Below are 19899 nucleotides of genomic sequence, written 5' to 3' on the forward strand. Positions count from 1 at the left end.
GTGCCCCCCGGAGTGGGCTCGAAGTCAACGACCGGTGTCGAAGGCGGGACGCTCGAACTCCGCCGTGGCGTAGGGGCCACCGACGTGCGCCGCCTCGAGGCGGTCGGCCTCGGTCTCGGGCCCGGACTCGACGTCGGCGGCGAAGTCCTCGGCGTCGTCGTGGGGGTCGTAGCCGAGCGCGCGCCCAGGAGCGAGGTCCCACCACCCGCGGGTGTTCGCCGAGACGCCGTAGAGCACCGCATGTCCCGGCTGCGGTGCGGTGAGCGTGGCGTGGAACATCCGCACCGCGTCGTCGGGGGAGAGCCACGTGCTCAGCTGGCGACGCGTCGTGGGCCGGGGGAGGAACGAGCCGATCCTGGTGCAGATCGTGTCGAGCCCGTGCCGGTCGGTGTAGAGCTGCAGCAGTGCCTCCGCCGCGACCTTGCTGACGCCGTAGAAGGTGTCCGGGCGGCCGTTCGCATCGACGCCGAGGAGGTCCGAGCGAGGGGTACGGCCGACGGCGTGGTTGCTCGAGGCGTAGGCGATGCGGCGTACGCCGTGACGCACCATCGCCTCGAGCAGGGCCGCGGTGGTGATGACGTGGGAACCCAGGGCAACGGGCAGCGAGGACTCGGTGGGGATCCCGGCCAGGTGGATCACGGCCTCGGGCCGAATCGTCTCGACTGCGGCGTCGACGGCCACGGGGTCGGTGCAGTCGAGGTCGACGTCGCTGCCATGGCCGGGGAGGTCGGCGCCGACCACCTCGTGGCCGAGGGTGCTCAGACCGGTTAGGAGGACGCTGCCGATCGAGCCGGCCGCGCCGGTGAGGAGGACTCGCATCCTCGCAGGCTAGTTGAGCATCAGTCGGCCCGCGGAGTGCGGCGGTGCTCCTCCAGGGTGGCGTCGAGCTCGGCGAAGAGGGCCTGGTTGAGGCGGAACGCCGCCTTCACCTCGTCCACCACCAGGGCCTTCTGCGCGGCGTCGAGCGGGGCGGCGTCGAGCCGGGCCCGGTAGGCGTCCTTGTAGGGCTTCGGCTTCGGGATCTGGGCGAAGTCGTAGAAGGCGATCCCGTGCCCGTCCTCGCCGAGGTCGAACTCGCGCTTGAGGATGCGTCCGATGGCCTGGCCGCCGGAGAGGTCGCCGAGGTAGCGGGTGTAGTGGTGGGCGACGAACAGCCCGCCCCAGGACGCGGACGCCCGGACCCGCTCGGCGTAGGCGTCGGCAGCCGCGCTGGCGACCGGAGCGTGGGGGTCCGGGCACCAGAACGCGAGGTCGGCGTCGATGGCCTGGAGGCGTTCCAGGGCGGGGTCCACGACTGCTGCGACCAGGGGGTCGGAGCCGTGCGTGCGGCCCACGTCCTCGAGCACCGCGTAGACGGTGCGCAGTCGCTTGAGGTAGCCGGCGTACCCCGCCTCGTCGACGCGGCCGGCGAGGAGCGCCGTCATGAACCTGGAGTCCTCGGCCTCCTGGTGCTCGACGCGCGAACCCTCGCGCATCGCCTGGGAGAGCGAGTCCGTCAGTAGGCCGGTCTCGTGGAGAACGCTCATCTGGACACCTTGTCGTCGTGGGCGGGTGGAGTTGCTGACGGACTGTCAGATCCAAGATGACAGTCTGTCACATCAACCCTCTAGTTAGGCAAGGCCATCCTAAGTTAGGGTAGCCTTCGTTCGCGCTGAGAGACACCCTGCGCCGCCGACTGCTCCGCCTGTGCGGACCTGCCCGAGAACCGAGGACCCCCATTGCGCACGCCAACCCGCCCGCGTCCCGGGAGATCAGCTCCTCGGGTGGTGACCGCGGTGATCCTGGTCGCGGCGACGGTCGCGGGCTGTGGGGACACCGCGGCGAGCACCAGCGGGTCCGGGAAGGCCGCCCCCGAGCTCGCCTCGGTCTCCGCGCTGGAGGACCCGAGGCAGTGGAAGGGGCCCTCCACCGCCCGGCTCTCGCACCCGGACGTCGAGCCGGTCGCCGAGGACGCCGCGCCGGCACTGCCGGTCACGGTGACCGACGAGCAGGGCACCAGGGTCACCGTGAAGGACACCAGCCGGATCCTCGCGATCGACGTCTACGGCACCACGGCCCGTACCGTGGCCGAGCTGGGCCTGGGGGACCGGCTGGTCGGACGCGATGTCTCCACCCAGTTCGAGGAGGCCAAGGACCTGCCCCTGGTCACCGCCCACGGTCACGACCTCAGCGCGGAGTCGATCCTCGAGCTCGACCCGACCGTCATCCTCACCGACACCTCCCTGGGGCCGTGGGACGTGATCTTGCAGATGCGGGACTCGGGCATCCCGGTCGTGGTGCTCCCGGCCAAGAGGAGCCTGGAGAACCTGGACTCGTTCACCACCAAGGTCGCCGAGGCGCTCGGCGTCCCTGCCGCGGGGCAGGCCCTCGTGAAGCGGACCGAGTCGCAGGTCGCCAAGGTGCGGGCGGCGGTCGCAAAGGCTGCTCCCACCACCACCCGGGACAGGCTGCGCACGGTCTTCCTCTACGTGCGCGGCAAGAGCGGCGTGTACTACATGTTCGGCGAAGGCTCGGGAGCCGACTCGCTCATCGACTCCCTCGGGCTCTACAACGTGGCCGAGGAGATCGACTGGAACGGCATGAAGCCGGTCACCGACGAGGGCATCGTGGCCGCCCAGCCCGATCTCATCTTGATGATGTCCAACGGGTTGTCCTCGGTCGGGGGAGTCGACGGCCTCCTGGACCGGCTGCCGGCGCTCGCCCAGACCCCGGCCGGCCAGAACCGCCGGGTGGTGGACATGCAGGACTCCCAGATCCTGGGCTTCGGTCCCCTCGTCGCGTCCGTGCTCAACGCGCTCGCCGTCGCGGTCTACGCCCCCGAGGCGGTGCAGTGAGCGTCCTGACGCGTCCCCGCGGATCGGTGCGGGCATCCGGCTCCTCGGGACAGCGGCTGCTCGCCCCCGGGTGGCTGTTCTCGGTGCTGGGCGTCGCGCTGGTGGTCGTCGTGGTCGCCGCCGCCGGGCGCGGACAGCTCGACATCCCTGCCTCGGAGGTGATCGGCTCGATCATGCGCCGGCTAGGCCTCGACCTGGGCCCGGTGCCGACCCACCCCCAGGGCGAGAACACCCTGTGGCAGGTGCGCTTCCCCCGGGTGGCGACCGCCCTGGTCGTGGGAGCCTCGCTGGCCAGCGCCGGGGCCCTGATGCAGGGCGTCTTCGGCAACCCCCTCGCCGAGCCCGCAGTGGTCGGGGTGTCCGCGGGTGCGGCGTTGGCCGCAGCTGCGGTGATCGTCTTCAACCTGGCCGTCTTCGGTGCCTGGACGACAGCGGCCTTTGCCTTCGTCGGAGGCCTGGTGACCACGCTCGTGGTCTACGTGATGTCGCGCGACGGTGGCCGTACCGAGGTGGTCACCCTGGTCCTGACCGGGATCGCGGTCAATGCGATGGCCAGCGCCGGGATGGCCCTGATGATGTTCCTCGGCGACACCCAGGCCCGCGAGGAGATCGTGTTCTGGACGCTCGGTTCCTTCAACGGCAGCCGCTGGGAGTACGTCGGGGTGATCGCGCCGCTGGCCGCGGTGGGGCTGGTCGGTGCCTGCCTGCTCGCCCGCCAGCTGGACCTGCTCTCCCTGGGTGACCGTGCCGCCCGCCACGTGGGTGTCGACGTCGAACGCCTGCGCCTGCTGGTCATCGTGCTGGTCGCGCTGCTCACCTCCGCGGCGGTGGCCTTCGCCGGCATCATCGCCTTCGTCGGGCTGGTGGTGCCGCACCTGGTGCGGATGCTGGTCGGCCCCGGGCACCGGGTGCTCGTGCCCGCGTGCGCCCTCGGCGGCGCGGTGCTGATGGTGCTCGCTGACCTGGGGGCGCGCACGCTGGTGGCCTACGCCGACCTGCCGATCGGCATGCTCACCGCGCTCGTCGGCGGTCCGTTCTTCTTCTGGCTGCTGCGCCGGACCCGGCGTACGTCGGGAGGCTGGTCGTGAACGGGCTGGCCATGGACGGGCTGGCCATGAACGGGCTGGAGGTGCGCGGACTCTCCGTGGTGCTCGCCGGCAACCCGGTGCTCACCGAGGTCGACCTCGACATCCGGCGCGGCGAGGTGGTCGTGCTCGTCGGCCCCAACGGTGCCGGGAAGTCCAGCGTCTTCGGGGCCGTGGCCGGCGACCTCGAGATCACCGCCGGCACGGCCCACCTTGACGGCGACCTGTTGCTCGGCGCCCCGGCGCGGGTGACCTCGCGGCGCCGGGCCGTGTTGCTCCAGGAGACCCACCTGGCGTTCGGGTTCCGCGTCAGGGACGTCGTGGCCATGGGGCGGACCCCGTGGCACCGCACGCCCGAGGAGGAGCGCGACGAGGACGTGGTCGAGGAGTCGATGCTCCGAGCCGACGTCACCGCCCTGGCCGAGCGGTTCTTCCCCTCGCTCTCCGGCGGTGAGCGCGCCCGGGCCTCGTTCGCACGGGTGCTCGCGCAGGAGACGCCACTGGTGCTGCTCGACGAGCCCACGGCAGCCCTCGACATCCGTCACCAGGAACAGGTCCTCGCCGTCGCCCGCGAGCTGGCCACGGCCGGCTGCGCAGTCGGGGTGGTGCTCCACGACCTGTCGCTCGCCGCAGCCTGGGCCGACCGGCTGTGCGTGCTCCACCGCGGCCGGGTGCGCGCGGTGGGGCCCCCCGAGGACGTGCTCCGCCCCGCCCTGCTGGAGGAGGTCTACGGGCATCCGGTGGACGTGGTCCGCCACGCGGGGCAGCTCCTCGTCGTACCCCTGCGCCGACACCTGGCCAGCAGTCCTGACCGCCCCGCCACGAAGGAGAACCCCCCATGCGTGCCCGCCCCCTGATCGCACTCGTGCCGCTCGCAGGCCTGGTGCTAGGCCTGCTGCTCCTGCCCGGCCCGCCGGCGAGCGCCGCCGCTCGCGTCACCGTCACCAACGACTTCGGGACCCGGAAGGTCGACCCGACGTACACCACCAGGCTGACGGTGAAGGGGGCCGGGTTCAGCTCGGTCCGCAACGGGTTCGGCGGGATCTACGTGGTCTTCGGCACCGTCTCCGGCAACTGGCGACCCAGTGCCGACGGTGACGGCACCCGGCTCTACGTGCCGGACTCCCAGACCAAGGCCAACGCGGGCTACCAGCGCTTCGTCGCGTTCCCGGGGACGGAGACGGCCGAGTCGGCCAACGGGGGCACGCTCGGCGCCGACGGCAGCTGGTCGGTCACCATCAACGTCCCCGGCGCCACCTTCAAGACGGTGGACGCGAACAACCGCGTGCGGACCGTCGACTGCCGCAAGGTCAGGTGCGGGGTGATCACCTTCGGTGCGCACGGGGTCGACAACCGGGTCAACGAGACGTTCACGCCGGTCACGGTCGCCGACCTCCACCGTGGCTCCTCGGCGAAGAGCTCCTCCCAGGCGGCGGGAACGAGCCAGCAGGCTGCTGCCGCCACCGACGAGGCAGGCACCAGCGCCGCAACGGCGCCCGGGACCGCGACGGCCGGGACCGCGACGGCCGGGACCGCGACGGCCGGGACAGAAAAGGCTGGGACAGCCAAGGCAGCGGGAGGCGCAGCGAAGCTTGAGGTGGACCGGGCCTCGGCGGGAGCAGGCAAGATCCTTGCCTTCACCGCTGCCGGGATCCGTCCCGGTGCCCAGGTCAGCGCGGTGCTCGATGACGGCGATGCGGGGGCGGGGCCGTTCACCGCGGGAGCGACCGGCCAGGTGGCCGGGCTGCTCCAGGTGCCGGCGGAGATCGCGCCCGGCACCCACGAGCTGCGACTGGTCGGGATCGAGGGTGCGCCGTCGGTCCGGTTCGCGGTCGCCTCGGACCAGGCCCGAGCCGAGTCCACCGACGGCGCCTCGTGGTGGGAGAAGGCCTTCGTCATCGCCGCGGCCCTCGTCCTGCTCGCCGCGGTGCTCCTCGCCGTACGTCGCGTCAGGAGGCGTCATGTCGCCGCGTGAACGCCGTACCGGACTCCGGATCGGGCTGGCCGGTCTCCTCGCCGGTCTCGTCGCCGCCTCGACCACCCTGGTCGGTGGGCCGGCCGCAGCCGCGGACGCCGCAGAGGCCACCACCCTGGAGAACGCCGTGCTCCGGTGGGGCCTGAGCAACGAGGCCAACAACTCGGCGTGGGCGCCCGGGACCCAGAACTTCTTCTCGGCCGGCAAGGTGCCCAACCCGGGCCGGGGCGGCACCACCCTGGCCCGCGGGGACTGGCGCCAGTCCGTCGGCAACGTGGCGGTCGAGAAGTCGAACGGCAGCTCCTGGAAGCCGGCCACCTGGGCTGGGCTCTCCACCACTGCCGACGGAAGCCCCCTCGGCGCCCCGACCTCCGGGAAGTTCAGTGACCATCAGGTGGTCCTCTCCGGTGGCAGCGGCACCGTCGACCGGGTGGCGGGGACCGCGAAGCTCGAGTGGACCGGCGACTTCACCGTCCTCCTCTACTCCGGCATGTCGTTCTTCTACGTCTCCGACCCTGTGCTCGAGGTCGCCGAGGGGAAGGGCCGCCTCACCGCGACGTTGAGCGGCTACGGGTCCTCCCAGGACGACACCTCGCTCTGGGAGCCGCTCCCGGCCCAGCGGGTGACCCTGGCCGACCTGCCGGGGGTTGAGGTGGGCGAGGACGGGTTCACGGCCGACGCCGCCTACCGCGGCGTCACGGTGTCCGGTGTCGGACAGGAAGCCGGTGGGGCTGCCTTCGGGTCCTTCCCGCAGTCGTTCATCAGCTACATGAACCGCGTCGGCACGGCGGCGTACTGGTGCTCGACCGGCGCATCCACGGACGCCTACAAGGTCGCGCTCCCGGTGACCGTCTCCTTCGGACCCGGGGCGGCCGCGCCGGTGCCCACCGCGCCTCCGGCCGCACCGGTCGTGGAGAACGCGGCGCCGCCGGCACCTGCTGTCGCGGCCGGCAGCGCGTCGGGTGCCTCCGGGGCGACCGCGAGCTCGTCGGTCGCGGGCACCTCCTCGGCGCAGCTCCCACCCAGCTCGACTCCGGTACTGCCGGCACCCGTGCCCGTCGCCGGTGCAGAGGTGCTCCCGCCGACGGCTGCCGCGGTCGCCGCCACCTCCGGCCCCGGGGCTGCGGTGCCGTTGCGACTCGTCGCCACCCCGCCGGCAGGTGCCGGCTCCGGGACGGGGAGCGCCTGGTGGGCGACCGGACTGGGCCTGCTCGTCGTGGCCGGGCTGGTCACGCTCGCCACCCTCGGGCGCCGGCCCCTGTTCTTCCTCCGCACCGCCCAGCCGCGCCCTCGCGGCTGACCCACCCCTCTGAAAGGAACACCATGCCCGCCACCACCCCGAGGCTGCCACGCGCGCAGTCGCGGCGCCGTTCGCTGACCTGGGCCTCGGCCACCGTCACGGCGCTGGTCGCCTCGTCCCTCACCCTGACGGCGGCTCCGGCCTCGGCAGCCACGGCCCCTGCGCCGGTGCTGAAGTGGGAGATCTCGCAGCAGTTCGACGACCACCTCTCCACCCACGTGCTCACCGGCGGGGCGCTCGAGGACGCCGACGGCGTCGTCACCTTCCCGGGCGGCACCACGACCGTCAGCTCCGACGCCGTCGTCACCACGACGTACGCGGGATCGGTCACCGGCGCGTTCGTGAACGCCGGGACCGAGTACTACCGGGTCACGATCGCGAACCCGACGGTCACCGTGAACGCCGACGGGAGCGGGAGCCTCAAGGCCGAGGTCTCGTCGAGGAACGCCGCCGGCATGGGCAGCTCCGAGGCCTCCACGGACCCGGCACAGGTGGTGGTGACCACGTTCGGGACCACCGGCACCGTGGCCGACACCGGCGGGTACCGGACGCGCACCACCACGCCGGCCTGGGGCGGGGTCCTGCCCGCCGGCAGCGCGGATGCGACCAGGCTCGAGCTTGCCGAGGGCACCCCGGTGGACGGCAAGTCCTTCGCCCCCTCCTTCCTGGGTCAGCTGACCAAGGGTGTGCGTGCACACTTCCATGCGACCAGCGCGACCGCGGAGAAGAAGAGGCCGGCGCAGATCGTCGCGCAGCTGGGAGCCCCCGACGTCACCGCAGCGATCACCTCGCAGAGCGCGACCGGAGGTGTGCAGGTCAAGGTCTCGGGGATCGGCTTCAGCCCCGGGTCGAACCCGGGTGACGACGGCGTCTACGTCGGGGTGGCCCCCTCGGGCGGCCTCCCGGACGTGTCGGACCGGGAGCACGGGATGGCCTCGTTCGTCGCCGTCGACTGGGTCAGTGGCAGCCAGATCACCACCGGCGAGTTCACCAGGGCCCTGACGGTCCCGGCCGCCAAGCTCGACCGCAGCAAGCGCTACTCGGTCTACACCTGGCGCGCGCACAGCTACTCCGACGCCAGCCAGGACACCGAGACCCCGCTGGCGATCGACTACTCCGCCCTCCGCTCCGCGGCAGCCGTCTCGATCAGCGGACCCGCCAGCTTTGCGCTGGCCACCTCCCCGGCGTACGTCGTCAAGGTCGCCTCCGGGACCGGGACCGTCCGGCTGAGCGGCGCGGGGACGGCCCGGACGGCGACGCTGTCCGGCGGGACCGCCCGGTTCGTGCTGCCGAAGAACCTGTGGGCCGGCGCGCGGGTGCTCACCTTCAGCTACAGCGGGGACGCGGTGCGCAAGCCCGCCACGGTCACCCGCAGGGTCGTGATCGCCAAGGGCGCCACGGTGCTCAGCCACGCCGTGGCCCGACGCGCCACCAAGAAGCAGGCCGGCATCCTCACCGTCGCCGTACGTCCCGCCCGGGCGGGTTCGCCCGCGGCGAGCGGCAAGGTGCAGGTCGTGCTCAGCAAGGGCAAGAAGCGCCGCGTGGTCACCAGCGGCTGGTTCGCCAGCGGCCGGGTCAACATCGCCCTGCCGAAGGTGGCCAAGGGCAGGTGGAAGGCACAGCTGAGGTACCTCGGCTCCGGCAACTACCTTCCCTCGTCGGGGAGCCGGACGCTGACGGTCACCCGGAGGTAGCCCGCCTGGCCCGGTTGCCGATCAGGACCTGACCCCGACACCTCGCAGCACGAACGCCTCCACGGCGTCCGCGTCGAGGTGTCGGGGTTGCAGGCACGCGTGCACCAGGGACACGGCGGCCGAAAGGTCCGTGCGGGCGAACACGCCCGAGTCCATCCCCTCGACCAGGATCTCGCGGAGCACGTCCTCGAGCGCCACCACGTGCTCACGGATCGCACCCGCGGACTCGCGCGAGAGCATGCTGTAGAGCTCCGGCCCCAGCCCGAGATGGAAGTCCTGGGCCGCGGTCCCGTGGTGGCGGACATAGGTACGCAGGCGCTCGACCGGGTCCTCGACACCGGCCAGCTCCATCTCGAGCCGATTGAGGTAGCGCGTGGTCTCGTCCGCAGCGAAGGCCACGACCACAGCGTCCTTGTCGGCGAAGTGGTTGTAGATCACCGTGCGCCCGATCCCCGCCGCAGCGGCGAGGTCCGCCATCGTGAGGGCATCGAAACCGCGTTCGGCGAGCAGCTGCTCGAACGCCGCGAAGACGCGACGGCGAATCTGCAGCCGGTGCTCCTCGAGGGTGGCACCGATGATCTTGGGCATCAGGCGAATCTACGCCTCTGGTCCTCGCGAGGGCGCAGGACGACCGTCAGGCGTCGTCGTTGTTCGGGTCCTCGGGATCGCTGAACGGCGCCGGCTCGTTGTCGTCGTAGTCGTCGCTGTCCTTGAACTGCCCGCGCTCCACGTCGAAGTCGCGTGGGGTGTTGTCCACCTCGACGTTGTCGGGGCGGTTCTCCGGGTCGAGGCGGCGCTCGCGCTCCTCCTCGATCTCCTTCTTGGTCTCCTCGTCGGGCTCGGACTCGACGTCGAGCCCGGTGCCGGGGTCCTCGTTCTCGTCGGTCGTGCTCTCGTCCTTGGTGTCCGAATCGCTCATGTGCCCTCCGAGTTCGTGTCCGACATCGATATCGGGGTGCTTCACACGATGTCAACGGCGCGTCCGCGGGGCACGGCTCGCCGGGTGGGCCAGGGTGCGGCTCAGATGCGGGGGACGATGCCGCCCAGCAGGTCGCCCATCCGGGTCGCGGCGGACCGGCCGGCCTCGAGCACCTCGGCGTGGTTGAGCGGCTCCCCGGTGATACCGGCGGCCAGGTTGGTGACCAGGCTGATGCCGAGCACCTCCATCCCGGCCTCCCGGGCAGCGATCGCCTCGAGCGTCGTACTCATCCCGACCAGGGTGCCGCCGATGGCGCGGATCATCCCGATCTCCGCCGGGGTCTCGTAGTGCGGGCCGGGGAGCTGCACGTAGACCCCCTCGTCGAGGGTCGGCTCGGCCTCGCGGCACAGCTCGCGCAGGCGCGCGCTGTAGAGGTCGGTGAGGTCGACGAAGTTCGCACCCTCGATCGGCGAGGTCGCGGTGAGGTTGATGTGGTCCGAGATCAGCACGGGCGTGCCGGGGGACCAGCGCTCGTCGAGCCCGCCGCAGCCGTTGGTGAGCACGACCGTGTGGCAGCCGGCCGCCGCAGCGGTGCGCACGCCGTGGACGACCGGGCGCACGCCGAGCCCCTCGTAGAAGTGGGTCCGCCCCAGGAACACGAGCAGGTTGCGGTCCCCGGAGCGCACCGAGCGGATCTTGCCGGCATGCCCGGCCACCGCCGGCGGCGCGAACCCGGGCAGGTCGGTGGAGCTGATCTCCGCGGTGGACTCACCCAGTGCGTCGACCGCGGGCAGCCATCCCGACCCCATCACCAGGGCGACGTCGTGCCGCGCGACGCCGGTCTTCTCGGCGAGCACGCGGGCGGCTTCCTCAGCGGCTTCGGTGTAGGTCTGGGTCACGACACGGAGCCTAGTTGGTGGCTCAGCCGCCGAAGTTGGACCGGCAGGGACGGGAGCGCAGGGCGCTGACGTAGTCGGCGGGGGCGTCGGCGGCCTCGGCCGCGTCGGCGAGGGTGCCGAGGTAGGTGGCCGAGGGGAGGCCGCCCTCGAACGCGTCGAGCACGTAGACCCAGACGACGACCTCCTGGTCCATCGTGGAGACCCGCACCTTGGTCTTGCGGTAGAGGCCGGTGTCCGCGGACTCCCAGCCGTCGAGCGCGTGCACGTCCTCGTCGGTGACGTCGTAGATCGCCACGAAGACCTGCTCGAAGGGATCCTGGACGATCGTGGTGAGCGCGCCGTCCCAGCCGTGCTCCTCGCCGCCGAAGGTGAGACGCCACCCGATCAGCCAGCCGGTGCCGCGCAACGGGGAGTGCGGGCACCGCTCGCCCATCCGCGCGGGATCGAGGTTGGTCCCGTAGGCGGCGTACAGGGTCATCGAGCTCCTTGCGGGATCAGACAGCGGCGTGTCACCCGGCAAGACTAAGGGGCGCCACCGGACCGGCGGACATGCGACACAATGAGGTGGTGACGACACCTCACTTCGGGCAGGCGAACCGCGTCGTGATCATCGGCGGCGGACCGGGCGGCTACGAGGCGGCGCTGGTCGCGGCGCAGCTCGGGGCCGAGGTCACCGTGGTCGACAGCGACGGGCTGGGCGGCTCGGCGGTGATCACCGACTGCGTCCCGAGCAAGACGCTGATCGCCACCGCCGAGCTGATGACCGACCTCGCCGGCGCCCCCGAGCTCGGCGTCAGCTTCGAGGACCGGCAGGGCGACGCCGCGCACCAGGTGGTCGTCGACCTCGCCCGGGTCAACAAGCGGGTGCTCCGACTCGCCGGCGACCAGTCGGCCGACATCGGCCGGCGCCTCGAGCGCGAGGACGTCAAGGTGCTGGTGGGCCGCGGCCGGCTCCGCGGTCCCTCCACCGTCGAGGTCGAGCTACCCGACGGCGGCACCGAGACCCTCGAGGCCGACGCCGTGCTGCTCGCGACCGGCGCGGCCCCGCGGACGCTGCCGACCGCCCAGCCCGACGGGGAGCGGATCCTCACCTGGGAGCAGGTCTACGACCTCACCGAGACCCCCTCGAAGCTGATCGTGGTCGGCTCGGGGGTCACCGGGGCCGAGTTCGCCAGCGCCTACATGGCTCTCGGCATCGAGGTCGTCCTGGTCTCCTCGCGCGACCGGGTGCTGCCCGGGGAGGACGCCGACGCGGCGACCGTCCTCGAGGACGTGCTGACCAGGCGCGGCATGCAGGTCCTCTCCAGGTCGCGGATGGAGTCGGTGACCCGCGAGGGCGACGAGGTCACGGTGAAGCTGACCGACGGGCGCACCGTGACCGGGTCCCACTGCCTGCTGGCGCTCGGCTCGATCCCCAAGACCGACGACCTGGGCCTGGAGGAGGCCGGCGTACGGGTCGACGACGGCGGCTTCGTGATGGTCGACCGCGTCTCGCGCACCACCGCGCGCGGGGTGTACGCCGCCGGCGACTGCACCGGCGTGCTGATGCTGGCCAGTGTCGCGGCGATGCAGGGCCGGATCGCGATGCGGCACGTCCTCGGCGACGCGGTCACCCCGATCGAGCTCAAGCAGGTCTCCTCCAACGTGTTCACCGCTCCCGAGATCGCCACCGTCGGCTGGTCGCAGAAGGCCGTCGACGAGGGGGAGATCCAGGCCGAGTGCGTGCGCCTCGACCTCGCCGGCAACCCCCGGGCCAAGATGCAGGGCGTGCACGACGGCTTCGTGAAGCTGTTCAGCCGGCCCGACACCGGGATCGTCGTCGGCGGGGTGGTGGTGGGGCCGCGGGCCAGCGAGCTGATCCACCCGATCTCGATCGCGGTCGCGGAGTCGTTGACCGTGGACCAGCTGGCGCACGCGTTCACCGTCTACCCCTCGATGAGCGGCTCGGTCGCCGAGGCCGCGCGACGGCTGCACCACTCGCCCGTCTGATCCTCGCCGGGTTTTTCAAAAACGGACAAATGCCGCGCAAGAAGCGGTGATACTGACCGGGTTCCTGTTCTCGACGGGTCACCGGGGTCACGATGTCTTCCATTGCACACCGCTTCCGGGTCACGGCCGCAGGCGTCGTGGTGCTCGCCACGGCGGCGGCCGGCACCCTCGCCCCGAGCCCTGCCCACGCGGCGGCTCGCGCGGTCTCCGAGAGCTACCAGGTCCCGGCGAACGGCAAGGTGTCGGTGACCGGTCACGGCTTCGGTCACGGCCGCGGGATGTCGCAGTACGGCGCCCAGGGGGCCGCCAAGCAGGGGCTCGACCACCGCCGGATCCTCGCGTTCTACTACCCGGGGACCACGCCCGCGACGGCCGGCGGGACGATCCGCGCGCTCATCTCCGCCGACACCGACAACGACGTCCGGGTGCTCCCCGCCGCCGGGCTCGCGGTCCGCGAGGTGGCCAGCGGCACGTCGTACGCGCTGCCCGCGATCGCCGGACTCAAGACCTGGCGGCTCCGCACGGTCGGCGCCAACACCGTGCTGGACTACGACAACGGCGCCTGGCGCGCGCACCGCACGCTGAAGGGTGAGGCCGAGTTCCACGGCCCCGCCGCCCTCACGCTCCGGGTCGCCGGCACCACCCGCACCTACCGCGGCACCCTGCGACTGAGCCGCTCCGACACGGTCAACGTGGTCAGCCTGGAGGACTACGTGCGCGGCGTGGTCCCGCGCGAGATGCCGACCTCCTGGGCGCCCGCGGCCGTGCAGGCGCAGGCCGTCGCCGCGCGCACGTACGCCGCCCGCGACCGGGCCGACAACCTGAACCGGCACTACCAGACCTGCGACACCACCTCCTGCCAGGTGTACGGCGGACTGGCCGCCGAGGACGCGCGCGGCAACGCCGCCGTCGCTGCGACCGCCGGCCAGATCCTCGCCCACCAAGGGAAGCCCGCGTTCACGCAGTTCGGCTCCAGCAGCGGCGGCTGGCTCGCCGCCGGGAACATGCCGTACCTCGTCGCCAAGGCCGACCCCTACGACGGACACAGCGGCAACCCGGTGCACACCTGGACCAAGTCGCTGACCCGCGCGGCGATCCAGAAGGCCTATCCGGGGGTGGGCACCCTGCAGCGGATCAAGGTCACCCGCCGCGACGGCAACGGCGACTGGGCCGGCAGGGTGGAGCAGCTGGTCCTCGACGGCACCAAGAGCAACGTCACCCTCAGCGGGACCACCTTCCGCTCGAAGTTCGGTCTGCGCTCGCACTGGTTCCGGTTCGGCTCCGGTGCGACCGGTTCGGTCACCCCACCGCGAGCGGTGACGCCGCCGCGAGCGGTCACGCCCGCTCCGGAGTCCGCGATCACGAAGCGCTGGCGCGCCCTCGGCGGCAACCGCTCGGTGCTCGGCAAGCCGAAGGGCCCGGAGTACGCCGTGCCCGGCGGCCGCGCCCGGAACTTCAAGAAGGGCCGCATCTACGCCAAGAACGGCGTGGCCGCCCGCGAGCTGCGAGGCAAGTTCGTCAAGGTCTACGCCCGCCGCGGCGGTCCCGCCCGCCTCGGCTTCCCGGTCACATCCCAGCAGCGGGTCGGCAAGCGCCTCCAGGTCCGCTTCGAGCGCGCCGTGATGTCGGTGAAGAAGAACGGCAAGGGGAAAGTGCGGGTGGTCCTCACTCGGTAGCGGGGGCGGCGCGCGTGACGTCGCGGGGCTGGCGCACGGCTGAGTATCGATGCCGCTCGTCGGCAGATCCGCCGCGATGCCTACGCGGGAAGCGCCATTAGGGTCAAATGACAAACGCTCCAGTCACCCCTACCCCTCCCGTCGTACATACGCCCCAGGGGGCACGCCGACGAGTTCGGTGAACTCGCGGGTGAAGTGGGCCTGGTCGAACCACCCGTAGGTGGCGGCGAGGTCGGCCAGGGAGTCGGCGTACCCGGCGTCGAGCGCGGTGACCACGTCGTGCATCCGGTAGCGGGACAGGACCCACTTGGGGCTGACGCCGACGTAGCGCTCGAAGAGTCGTTGCAGGGAGCGCGTGCCCACGCCGCAACGCTGCTCGACCTGGGCGACGCGGATCAGGGAGCGGTCCTCGAGCATCGCCGTGATCACGTCGAGAAGGAGCTGATACTCCGGAGAGGGCGTCGTGGCGATGCGGCTGAGGACCTCGTCGAAGGTGCGGCGGCATTCCTCGCCCGATTGGTCGGGCCCGAGGCCGGCGAGCGGCGCGGTGATCGTGGGGTCGAGGACATCATGCGCCGCCACCGTGGCGTCGCGCAGCGGCCGCGCGGGCCTGCCGGTGAGGGCGGCCAGCCCGCCGGGGCGGAACTTGGCGGCGTACACCCAGCCCTGGTCGCGGATCGTCACGTCGAAGCGCCGGGTCACCACCCCGGTGACCACCACGGGCTCCTCCCCGACCTCCGCGCGCCGGTCGCCGCGCTCGACGCTCAGGTTGCAGGCAGGCTGGGGGAGCGTGGAGCTCAGGTAGGAGGTGCCGGGCGGCAGCTCCCAGCGCAGCGACCAGTAGTTTTCCACCCAGGGCGCCAGGTCGGGGGCACAGACGGCGCGCTCGAGGTGCGCGTGTCGGGCGAACTGGTCGGGGCGCAGCACCCCCGCGGTGGTCGCCGTCGGGGCGGGGCCTGTCGCCTTTCTCCTATCGCGCACCCCTCGGATCCTAGGAGGCTGCAGGGACACACCCGAGACGAAGGAGACTCCCGATGAGCACCGCACGGCTGGCCATGATGACTCTCGATTGCGCCGATCCCGAGGAAAGCGCCCGGTTCTGGTCCGGCCTGCTCGGCTGGGAGGTGAAGCACGCGGAGAAGGAGTACGCGATGCTCACCGGCCCCGACCTGGCCCTCGGCTTCGGCCGCGTCGAGGGGTACGCCGCCCCCGGCTGGCCCAACGAGAACGGCAGCAAGCAGTTCCACCTCGACCTGGCTGTCGACGACCTCGACGAGGCCGAGAAGAGGGCCGTCGAGCTCGGCGCCACCGTCGCGGACCCGCAGCCGGGGGAGACCTGGCGCGTGCTGCTCGACCCTGCGGGCCACCCGTTCTGCCTGACGAAGGCGGAGAACTGGGGGTAGCGGCGCAGCCGTCTCGAAGGGCGTGCGTGGCGCCTGAAGTCCCGCCTCCAGGGCCTACTTCGAAGTAACCTGAAGGTCATGACCACCCAGGCGCACGACCCCGCGGAGTTCCTGCCGCGCCGTCGGCCGTCGCAGGAACGCAGCCGCCGGCGATTCCACGACATCCTGCGGGCGGCGCGGGCGCTGCTGGTCGAGGTCGGGTTCGAGTCGTTCACCTCCGAGCAGGTGGCGCTGCGGGCAGGCGTGCCGATCGGGACGCTCTACCAGTTCTTCGGCAACAAGTACGCCATCATCTGCGAGCTCGACCGCCTCGACACCGCCAACGTGCAGGCCGAGCTGGAGGCGTTCGCGGCCGAGATCCCCAGCCTGGACTGGGCGCAGCTGCTGGAGCGGCTGCTCGACCACCTCGCCCTGCTGTGGCGCACGGACCCGTCGCGGCGCGCGGTCTGGCTGGCGATGCAGGCCACCCCGCCGACCCGGGCGATCGCCGCCGAGCACGAGCGCGAGCTCGCGGCGCACGTCACCCGACTGCTCGCCCCGCTCACGCCGGGCTCCAAGATCGCCGACCGTCAGGTGATCGCGGAGGTGCTCGTGCACGTCACCTACTCGATGCTGAACTTCTCGATCCGCGACGGGCAGTCGCACCCCGACGCGGTGGTCCAGCTCAAGACGATGCTGACCGGCTACCTGATGGCCGCCGAGGCCGAGGCTGCGAAGAAGAAGCTCTCGACCAGCTGACTCAGGCCGGTTCGTAGAGCCGGGAGCGAGGGTTCATCGCGCCCGAGACGACGTAGTAGACGTTCGTCCCGACGAACAGCACGACGGCCGTGGCCACGAGCAGGACCTGGGTCAGCACAGGGACGAGGTCGATCGGGAGCGAGTAGGCCATCACCCACCGCAGCGCCGCGTCGGCCAGGGTGCCGACGCCCCACGCCAGGCTGGCCACGCGCCACATCCGGCGGAAGCGTGGTGCCCGGTGCCAGTGGCGCTCCCAGTCAGGAGGCCAGCCGAAGCGACCTTCTCCCACCGCGCGGGCAAAGGAGTAGGCCAGCGGACGCGGTGCGATCCGGCAGCTCGCGATGAACCAGACCCCGGCGACCCCGGTGAGCCACGCCTCCCGCGCCAGCAGGAACCGTGGGCTGCCGCCGACCAGCGCCACCAGCGTGCTCAGCAGCATCATGGTCGCCATGAACGCGGCGACGCCGTTGAGCCGGCGGCCCCGGACCAGGCTGACCGCGGCGCTCACCAGCGAGGCCCCCGCGCCCACGAGCAGGGCGAGGTAGGCGCTCACCCCGGCAGCACGCAGGAGGTAGAAGAACGCCACCGGCACCACGAAGTCGAGCACCACGAGCAGCACACGCAGCCAGCGCGGACGGGTGCTGCTCCGCTCCGCGGCCGGCGTGCTCATGACGCGCCCGGTCCGTCACCCCGCACCCCGCGGACGTAGAGCTCGACCAGCTCGGTCGCATGCAGGTCGGGGTCCAGGTCGGGCTGCGCCGCGAGCAGGAAGGCGAATCCCTCGATGGAGCGCTGGACGGCGGCAGCCACCGGGACCACGTCGAAGTCACGGAACTCGCCGGTCGACTGGCCGTGACGCAGCAGGCCCTCGAGCGGGGTGCTGGTCTGCTCCCCGGTGGGGACGGCGCCGGCGGCAGCGCCGGAGAGCACGATCTGCATCAGGGCCTGCATCTGGGAGCGGTGGCCGGCGATGAACTCGATGCTGCCGGCGATGTAGGCGCGCAGGATGCCGGTGGCGTTGGGGATCCCCCTGGCCTCTGCGTCGCGCTCGGCCGTCTCGATGTGCCCGGCGACGTGGGCGGTGATGTCCTCGAGCACCGTCCGGGTCACGGCGCCGATCAGCTCGTCCTTGTCGGCGAAGTGGTAGGAGATCAGCCGGGTGCTGGAGAGCCCGGCCCGGTCCGCGATCCGGCTGAACGAGGCCTGGCCGAGCCCGAGCTCGGCGATCACCTCGATGGTCGCCGCGACGATCTGGGCCCGCCTGGCCGTCGCGGCGGGGGAGCGGGTCTCGCCAGACTCAGTTACTCGCATGAGTAAGAACTTACTCGCGTAAGTAACCGCGGTCAACGCCCCCCGGGGTCAGCGCTCCTCGACCACCGCGCCCACGCCGGAGTTCCAGCCGGCGTCGACCCCGGTCACGATCGCGGTGTCGGGGATCTGCCCGGTCGGGACCAGCTGCCTGGCCGGCACCCAGCCCCCGGTCAGGGTGGGTGCGTCGGCGACCCCGGCCCCGATCAGCCGGGCGACGCTGGAGCGCACCTCGTGCACGTCGATCACCTCGTCGATCGACCCCACCTTCGCGGCGCGGTGCACGTCGTGGACCTCGTCGAACTTCCGGGCCAGGGCGGCCCGCTCGCGACGGTGCACGGCAACGGGGTCCTGGGACGGGTCCTCGGCCATGGCGGCGGCCTCGCGCTTCTTCAGCTCCCCGGCGAAGACCACGCCGGCGGCGGCGTCACCGCCGATCACCGAGACGAACGCACCGTCGAGGGCGAGGATCCGCACGTCGGGGTTGAGTGCCTTGGAGAACACCACGTAGGCCCCACCGTGGAAGCGCCCGAGGACCACGACCACCAGAGGGCCCTCGAAGTTGGTGACCGCACGGGCGATCTCCGCGCCGAACTCGAGCTGGCGGCCCTTCATCGAACGGGCGCTGCCGTCGAAGCCCGACAGCGAGGCGAGCACCACGACCGGGCGGTTGCCGGACGCGGCGTTGATCGCCTTGGCGACCTTGCGCGAGCCCTCCGGGTGCAGCGTGGAGGCGGAGAGCCAGTGGTCGCCGGTGTCGGACTTCACCGGCCGTGCCTCGATCCCGACCACGGAGACCGGTGAGCCACCGATCCGGCTGTCCCACACGATGGTGCCGCGTGCGTCGGCCATGTCGGTCCAGCGCTCGAGCACGGGGGCGTCGCGGTCCACGACCGAGCCCATCACCAGGCGCATCGCGAAGGCCTGCTTGCGGCCCGGGTGGGTGACCTTGTCGAGCACCTCGCCGATGGTCTCGAACGGCTCGGTCTCGGTGTAGCGGTCCGAGGTGATGTCGCGGTCCAGCGGGTCGTTGGACGCGACCGCAGGGGCCTGGCCGTCGCGACGCCGGCTGCACAGGGAGTGGTGGGAGAACACCATCCGGTAGGCGTCGATCATCGTGGCCGCCTTGTGGTGGGCCTGCCCGTTGGGACCCATCACCTCGTCGTACCCGCCGATGTGGGCGTCGGTCGCGTGGGTGCCGCCCCCGGACAGGGCCAGCGCCCGCTTGCCGGTGAGCACCATCGCCTGGTCGGGCAGCATGATCAGCATGCCCTTGTGGTGCCCGAGCATGGTGGCCTCGGCGTTCCAGTAGGACTGCGCGCCGACGTTGATCCCGCTCACCACGACGACGACCTGGCCGCCGCCCTGGGTGAACGTGATCAGGCGCGCGACCACCGCCGCGCACCAGTCCATGTTCTCGGTGCCGGAGTCCCAGGCGATGCGGGCGCCCGCGGAGATCGCCACCCACTCCAGGGGTACGCCGAGCCGCTCGGCCAGGTCGATGGCCGCGAGGATCCGCCGGCACTCGGCCTCGGCGACCGCACCCATCGAGCGACCGGGGTCGCCGCCGATCCACACGCGCGAGATGCCGTCGGGGTGGCCGTCGACGACGTGGGTCATCACGCCGATCATCACCCCGCACTCCCGCTGGTGACCCGGCTCGACGCGCACCAGCCTGTCCCCGGGAGAGGGGTTGGCGAACATCGCGGGGGTCTCGGCGAGGTCGTACTCCACAAATGTGCCGCTGCGCGCGGACGGCCCGAGACGGGGGTCGGCGTGCGGGCCGCAGACGAGGTCGACGACCGCCTGCGGGGACAGGGGACGGGGACCGCGCAGGTTCACCGGAGCGGGCTTCGAGGCGCGCACCGGTGTCACCAGGGCGACCAGGTGACCGGGCTCGACGACGTCGCCGACCGTGCAGGACAGCGCCACGGTGCCGTCGACGGGAGCGACCAGCGTCTGCTCGCACTTCATCGTCTCGGTGATCAGGATGCCCTGGCCCTCGCGGACCCGCTCGCCGTCGGCGACCAGGGTCCGCACGACCAGACCGGGCAGCGTGGTGGTGACGTGGTGGGACAT

Annotated in this window: 20 protein-coding genes; 10 read left to right on the top strand and 10 right to left on the bottom strand. The window is 72.0% G+C overall.

Annotation, left to right across the window (positions count from 1 at the left end; genetic code table 11):
• Positions 1-24: 24 nt before the first annotated feature.
• Together AC4BGB_RS16650 and AC4BGB_RS16655 are read right to left on the bottom strand one after the other, a co-directional pair.
• Positions 25-819, bottom strand: a complete 795-nt coding sequence (locus AC4BGB_RS16650; protein ID WP_490548016.1) for an NAD-dependent epimerase/dehydratase family protein — start codon at positions 817-819, stop codon at positions 25-27.
• 20 nt (positions 820-839) lie between these two features.
• On the bottom strand, positions 840-1526 hold the full coding sequence (locus AC4BGB_RS16655; protein ID WP_490548018.1) for a biliverdin-producing heme oxygenase: 687 nt from the start codon (positions 1524-1526) through the stop codon (positions 840-842).
• Between the two features lie 240 nt (positions 1527-1766).
• Between AC4BGB_RS16655 and AC4BGB_RS16660 the strand changes: the two genes are divergently transcribed.
• Genes AC4BGB_RS16660 through AC4BGB_RS16685 form a run of 6 tightly spaced genes read left to right on the top strand, consistent with a single transcriptional unit; the run spans position 1767 to position 8888 of the window.
• Positions 1767-2834, top strand: coding sequence for a heme/hemin ABC transporter substrate-binding protein (locus AC4BGB_RS16660; RefSeq protein WP_490548019.1), 1068 nt, complete (start codon positions 1767-1769; stop codon positions 2832-2834).
• Positions 2831-3922: a FecCD family ABC transporter permease gene (locus tag AC4BGB_RS16665; RefSeq protein ID WP_490548021.1), complete on the top strand. Its 1092-nt coding sequence runs from the start codon at positions 2831-2833 to the stop codon at positions 3920-3922. The genes AC4BGB_RS16660 and AC4BGB_RS16665 overlap by 4 nt, the downstream gene beginning before the upstream one ends.
• A complete protein-coding gene (locus AC4BGB_RS16670; protein WP_490548023.1) occupies positions 3919-4776 on the top strand; it encodes a heme ABC transporter ATP-binding protein in 858 nt (285 codons plus the stop codon). Before AC4BGB_RS16665 ends, AC4BGB_RS16670 begins: the two co-directional genes overlap by 4 nt.
• Positions 4758-5894 (top strand): hypothetical protein, encoded by a 1137-nt coding sequence (locus tag AC4BGB_RS16675; RefSeq protein ID WP_490548025.1) that lies wholly within the window; start codon positions 4758-4760, stop codon positions 5892-5894. The genes AC4BGB_RS16670 and AC4BGB_RS16675 overlap by 19 nt, the downstream gene beginning before the upstream one ends.
• Complete coding sequence (locus tag AC4BGB_RS16680) at positions 5881-7194, top strand: hypothetical protein (RefSeq protein ID WP_490548026.1); 1314 nt, start codon at positions 5881-5883, stop codon at positions 7192-7194. The genes AC4BGB_RS16675 and AC4BGB_RS16680 overlap by 14 nt, the downstream gene beginning before the upstream one ends.
• A gap of 23 nt (positions 7195-7217) precedes the next feature.
• Positions 7218-8888 (top strand): hypothetical protein, encoded by a 1671-nt coding sequence (locus AC4BGB_RS16685; protein ID WP_490548027.1) that lies wholly within the window; start codon positions 7218-7220, stop codon positions 8886-8888.
• A 21-nt stretch (positions 8889-8909) separates the two neighbouring features.
• Here the strand turns inward: AC4BGB_RS16685 and AC4BGB_RS16690 are convergent, their stop codons facing one another.
• The 4 genes from AC4BGB_RS16690 to AC4BGB_RS16705 all read right to left on the bottom strand — a co-directional run bounded on the left by AC4BGB_RS16690 (position 8910) and on the right by AC4BGB_RS16705 (position 11184).
• Positions 8910-9476, bottom strand: a complete 567-nt coding sequence (locus tag AC4BGB_RS16690) for a TetR/AcrR family transcriptional regulator (protein ID WP_490548028.1) — start codon at positions 9474-9476, stop codon at positions 8910-8912.
• A gap of 46 nt (positions 9477-9522) precedes the next feature.
• Entirely contained in the window at positions 9523-9807 is a 285-nt protein-coding gene (locus tag AC4BGB_RS16695) for a hypothetical protein (RefSeq protein ID WP_490548029.1), read from the bottom strand.
• A gap of 101 nt (positions 9808-9908) precedes the next feature.
• Positions 9909-10706 (bottom strand): purine-nucleoside phosphorylase, encoded by a 798-nt coding sequence (locus AC4BGB_RS16700; RefSeq protein ID WP_490548030.1) that lies wholly within the window; start codon positions 10704-10706, stop codon positions 9909-9911.
• 22 nt (positions 10707-10728) lie between these two features.
• The gene (locus tag AC4BGB_RS16705; RefSeq protein ID WP_490548031.1) at positions 10729-11184 is read right to left on the bottom strand and encodes a gamma-glutamylcyclotransferase family protein; all 456 of its coding nucleotides are present in this window, start codon (positions 11182-11184) and stop codon (positions 10729-10731) included.
• 89 nt (positions 11185-11273) lie between these two features.
• Here AC4BGB_RS16705 and AC4BGB_RS16710 point away from each other — a divergent pair, with 89 nt between their 5' ends.
• Complete coding sequence (locus AC4BGB_RS16710) at positions 11274-12695, top strand: NAD(P)H-quinone dehydrogenase (protein WP_490548032.1); 1422 nt, start codon at positions 11274-11276, stop codon at positions 12693-12695.
• 92 nt (positions 12696-12787) lie between these two features.
• A complete protein-coding gene (locus AC4BGB_RS16715; RefSeq protein ID WP_490548033.1) occupies positions 12788-14371 on the top strand; it encodes a SpoIID/LytB domain-containing protein in 1584 nt (527 codons plus the stop codon).
• Between the two features lie 129 nt (positions 14372-14500).
• On the opposite strand, the gene AC4BGB_RS16720 is transcribed toward AC4BGB_RS16715, so the two are convergent.
• The gene (locus AC4BGB_RS16720) at positions 14501-15352 is read right to left on the bottom strand and encodes an AraC family transcriptional regulator (protein ID WP_490548034.1); all 852 of its coding nucleotides are present in this window, start codon (positions 15350-15352) and stop codon (positions 14501-14503) included.
• Positions 15353-15405: 53 nt separating this feature from the next.
• Between AC4BGB_RS16720 and AC4BGB_RS16725 the strand changes: the two genes are divergently transcribed.
• On the top strand, positions 15406-15774 hold the full coding sequence (locus tag AC4BGB_RS16725; protein ID WP_490548035.1) for a VOC family protein: 369 nt from the start codon (positions 15406-15408) through the stop codon (positions 15772-15774).
• Positions 15775-15852: 78 nt separating this feature from the next.
• Positions 15853-16512, top strand: a complete 660-nt coding sequence (locus AC4BGB_RS16730; protein WP_490548036.1) for a TetR/AcrR family transcriptional regulator — start codon at positions 15853-15855, stop codon at positions 16510-16512.
• Position 16513: 1 nt separating this feature from the next.
• On the opposite strand, the gene AC4BGB_RS16735 is transcribed toward AC4BGB_RS16730, so the two are convergent.
• The 3 genes from AC4BGB_RS16735 to AC4BGB_RS16745 are packed head-to-tail and all read right to left on the bottom strand — an operon-like array spanning position 16514 to position 19899.
• Complete coding sequence (locus tag AC4BGB_RS16735) at positions 16514-17182, bottom strand: VC0807 family protein (RefSeq protein ID WP_490548037.1); 669 nt, start codon at positions 17180-17182, stop codon at positions 16514-16516.
• A complete protein-coding gene (locus AC4BGB_RS16740; protein WP_490548038.1) occupies positions 17179-17823 on the bottom strand; it encodes a TetR family transcriptional regulator in 645 nt (214 codons plus the stop codon). The genes AC4BGB_RS16735 and AC4BGB_RS16740 overlap by 4 nt, the downstream gene beginning before the upstream one ends.
• 48 nt (positions 17824-17871) lie before the next feature.
• On the bottom strand, positions 17872-19899 hold the full coding sequence (locus AC4BGB_RS16745; RefSeq protein ID WP_490548039.1) for a carboxyl transferase domain-containing protein: 2028 nt from the start codon (positions 19897-19899) through the stop codon (positions 17872-17874).

It is taken from the genome of Nocardioides sp. Z30_9, assembly GCF_058215735.1.

What these genes read in the sequence shown, in the direction of transcription:
- AC4BGB_RS16650 (WP_490548016.1), bottom strand. Translation starts at nt 819, where the DNA reads ATGCGAGTCCTCCTCACCGGCGCGGCCGGCTCGATCGGCAGCGTCCTC.
- AC4BGB_RS16655 (WP_490548018.1), bottom strand. Translation starts at nt 1,526, where the DNA reads ATGAGCGTTCTCCACGAGACCGGCCTACTGACGGACTCGCTCTCCCAG.
- AC4BGB_RS16675 (WP_490548025.1), top strand. Translation starts at nt 4,758, where the DNA reads ATGCGTGCCCGCCCCCTGATCGCACTCGTGCCGCTCGCAGGCCTGGTG.
- AC4BGB_RS16680 (WP_490548026.1), top strand. Translation starts at nt 5,881, where the DNA reads ATGTCGCCGCGTGAACGCCGTACCGGACTCCGGATCGGGCTGGCCGGT.
- AC4BGB_RS16685 (WP_490548027.1), top strand. Translation starts at nt 7,218, where the DNA reads ATGCCCGCCACCACCCCGAGGCTGCCACGCGCGCAGTCGCGGCGCCGT.
- AC4BGB_RS16690 (WP_490548028.1), bottom strand. Translation starts at nt 9,476, where the DNA reads ATGCCCAAGATCATCGGTGCCACCCTCGAGGAGCACCGGCTGCAGATT.
- AC4BGB_RS16695 (WP_490548029.1), bottom strand. Translation starts at nt 9,807, where the DNA reads ATGAGCGATTCGGACACCAAGGACGAGAGCACGACCGACGAGAACGAG.
- AC4BGB_RS16705 (WP_490548031.1), bottom strand. Translation starts at nt 11,184, where the DNA reads ATGACCCTGTACGCCGCCTACGGGACCAACCTCGATCCCGCGCGGATG.
- AC4BGB_RS16715 (WP_490548033.1), top strand. Translation starts at nt 12,788, where the DNA reads ATGTCTTCCATTGCACACCGCTTCCGGGTCACGGCCGCAGGCGTCGTG.
- AC4BGB_RS16725 (WP_490548035.1), top strand. Translation starts at nt 15,406, where the DNA reads ATGAGCACCGCACGGCTGGCCATGATGACTCTCGATTGCGCCGATCCC.
- AC4BGB_RS16730 (WP_490548036.1), top strand. Translation starts at nt 15,853, where the DNA reads ATGACCACCCAGGCGCACGACCCCGCGGAGTTCCTGCCGCGCCGTCGG.
- AC4BGB_RS16735 (WP_490548037.1), bottom strand. Translation starts at nt 17,182, where the DNA reads ATGAGCACGCCGGCCGCGGAGCGGAGCAGCACCCGTCCGCGCTGGCTG.
- AC4BGB_RS16740 (WP_490548038.1), bottom strand. Translation starts at nt 17,823, where the DNA reads ATGCGAGTAACTGAGTCTGGCGAGACCCGCTCCCCCGCCGCGACGGCC.
- AC4BGB_RS16745 (WP_490548039.1), bottom strand. Translation starts at nt 19,899, where the DNA reads ATGTCCCACCACGTCACCACCACGCTGCCCGGTCTGGTCGTGCGGACC.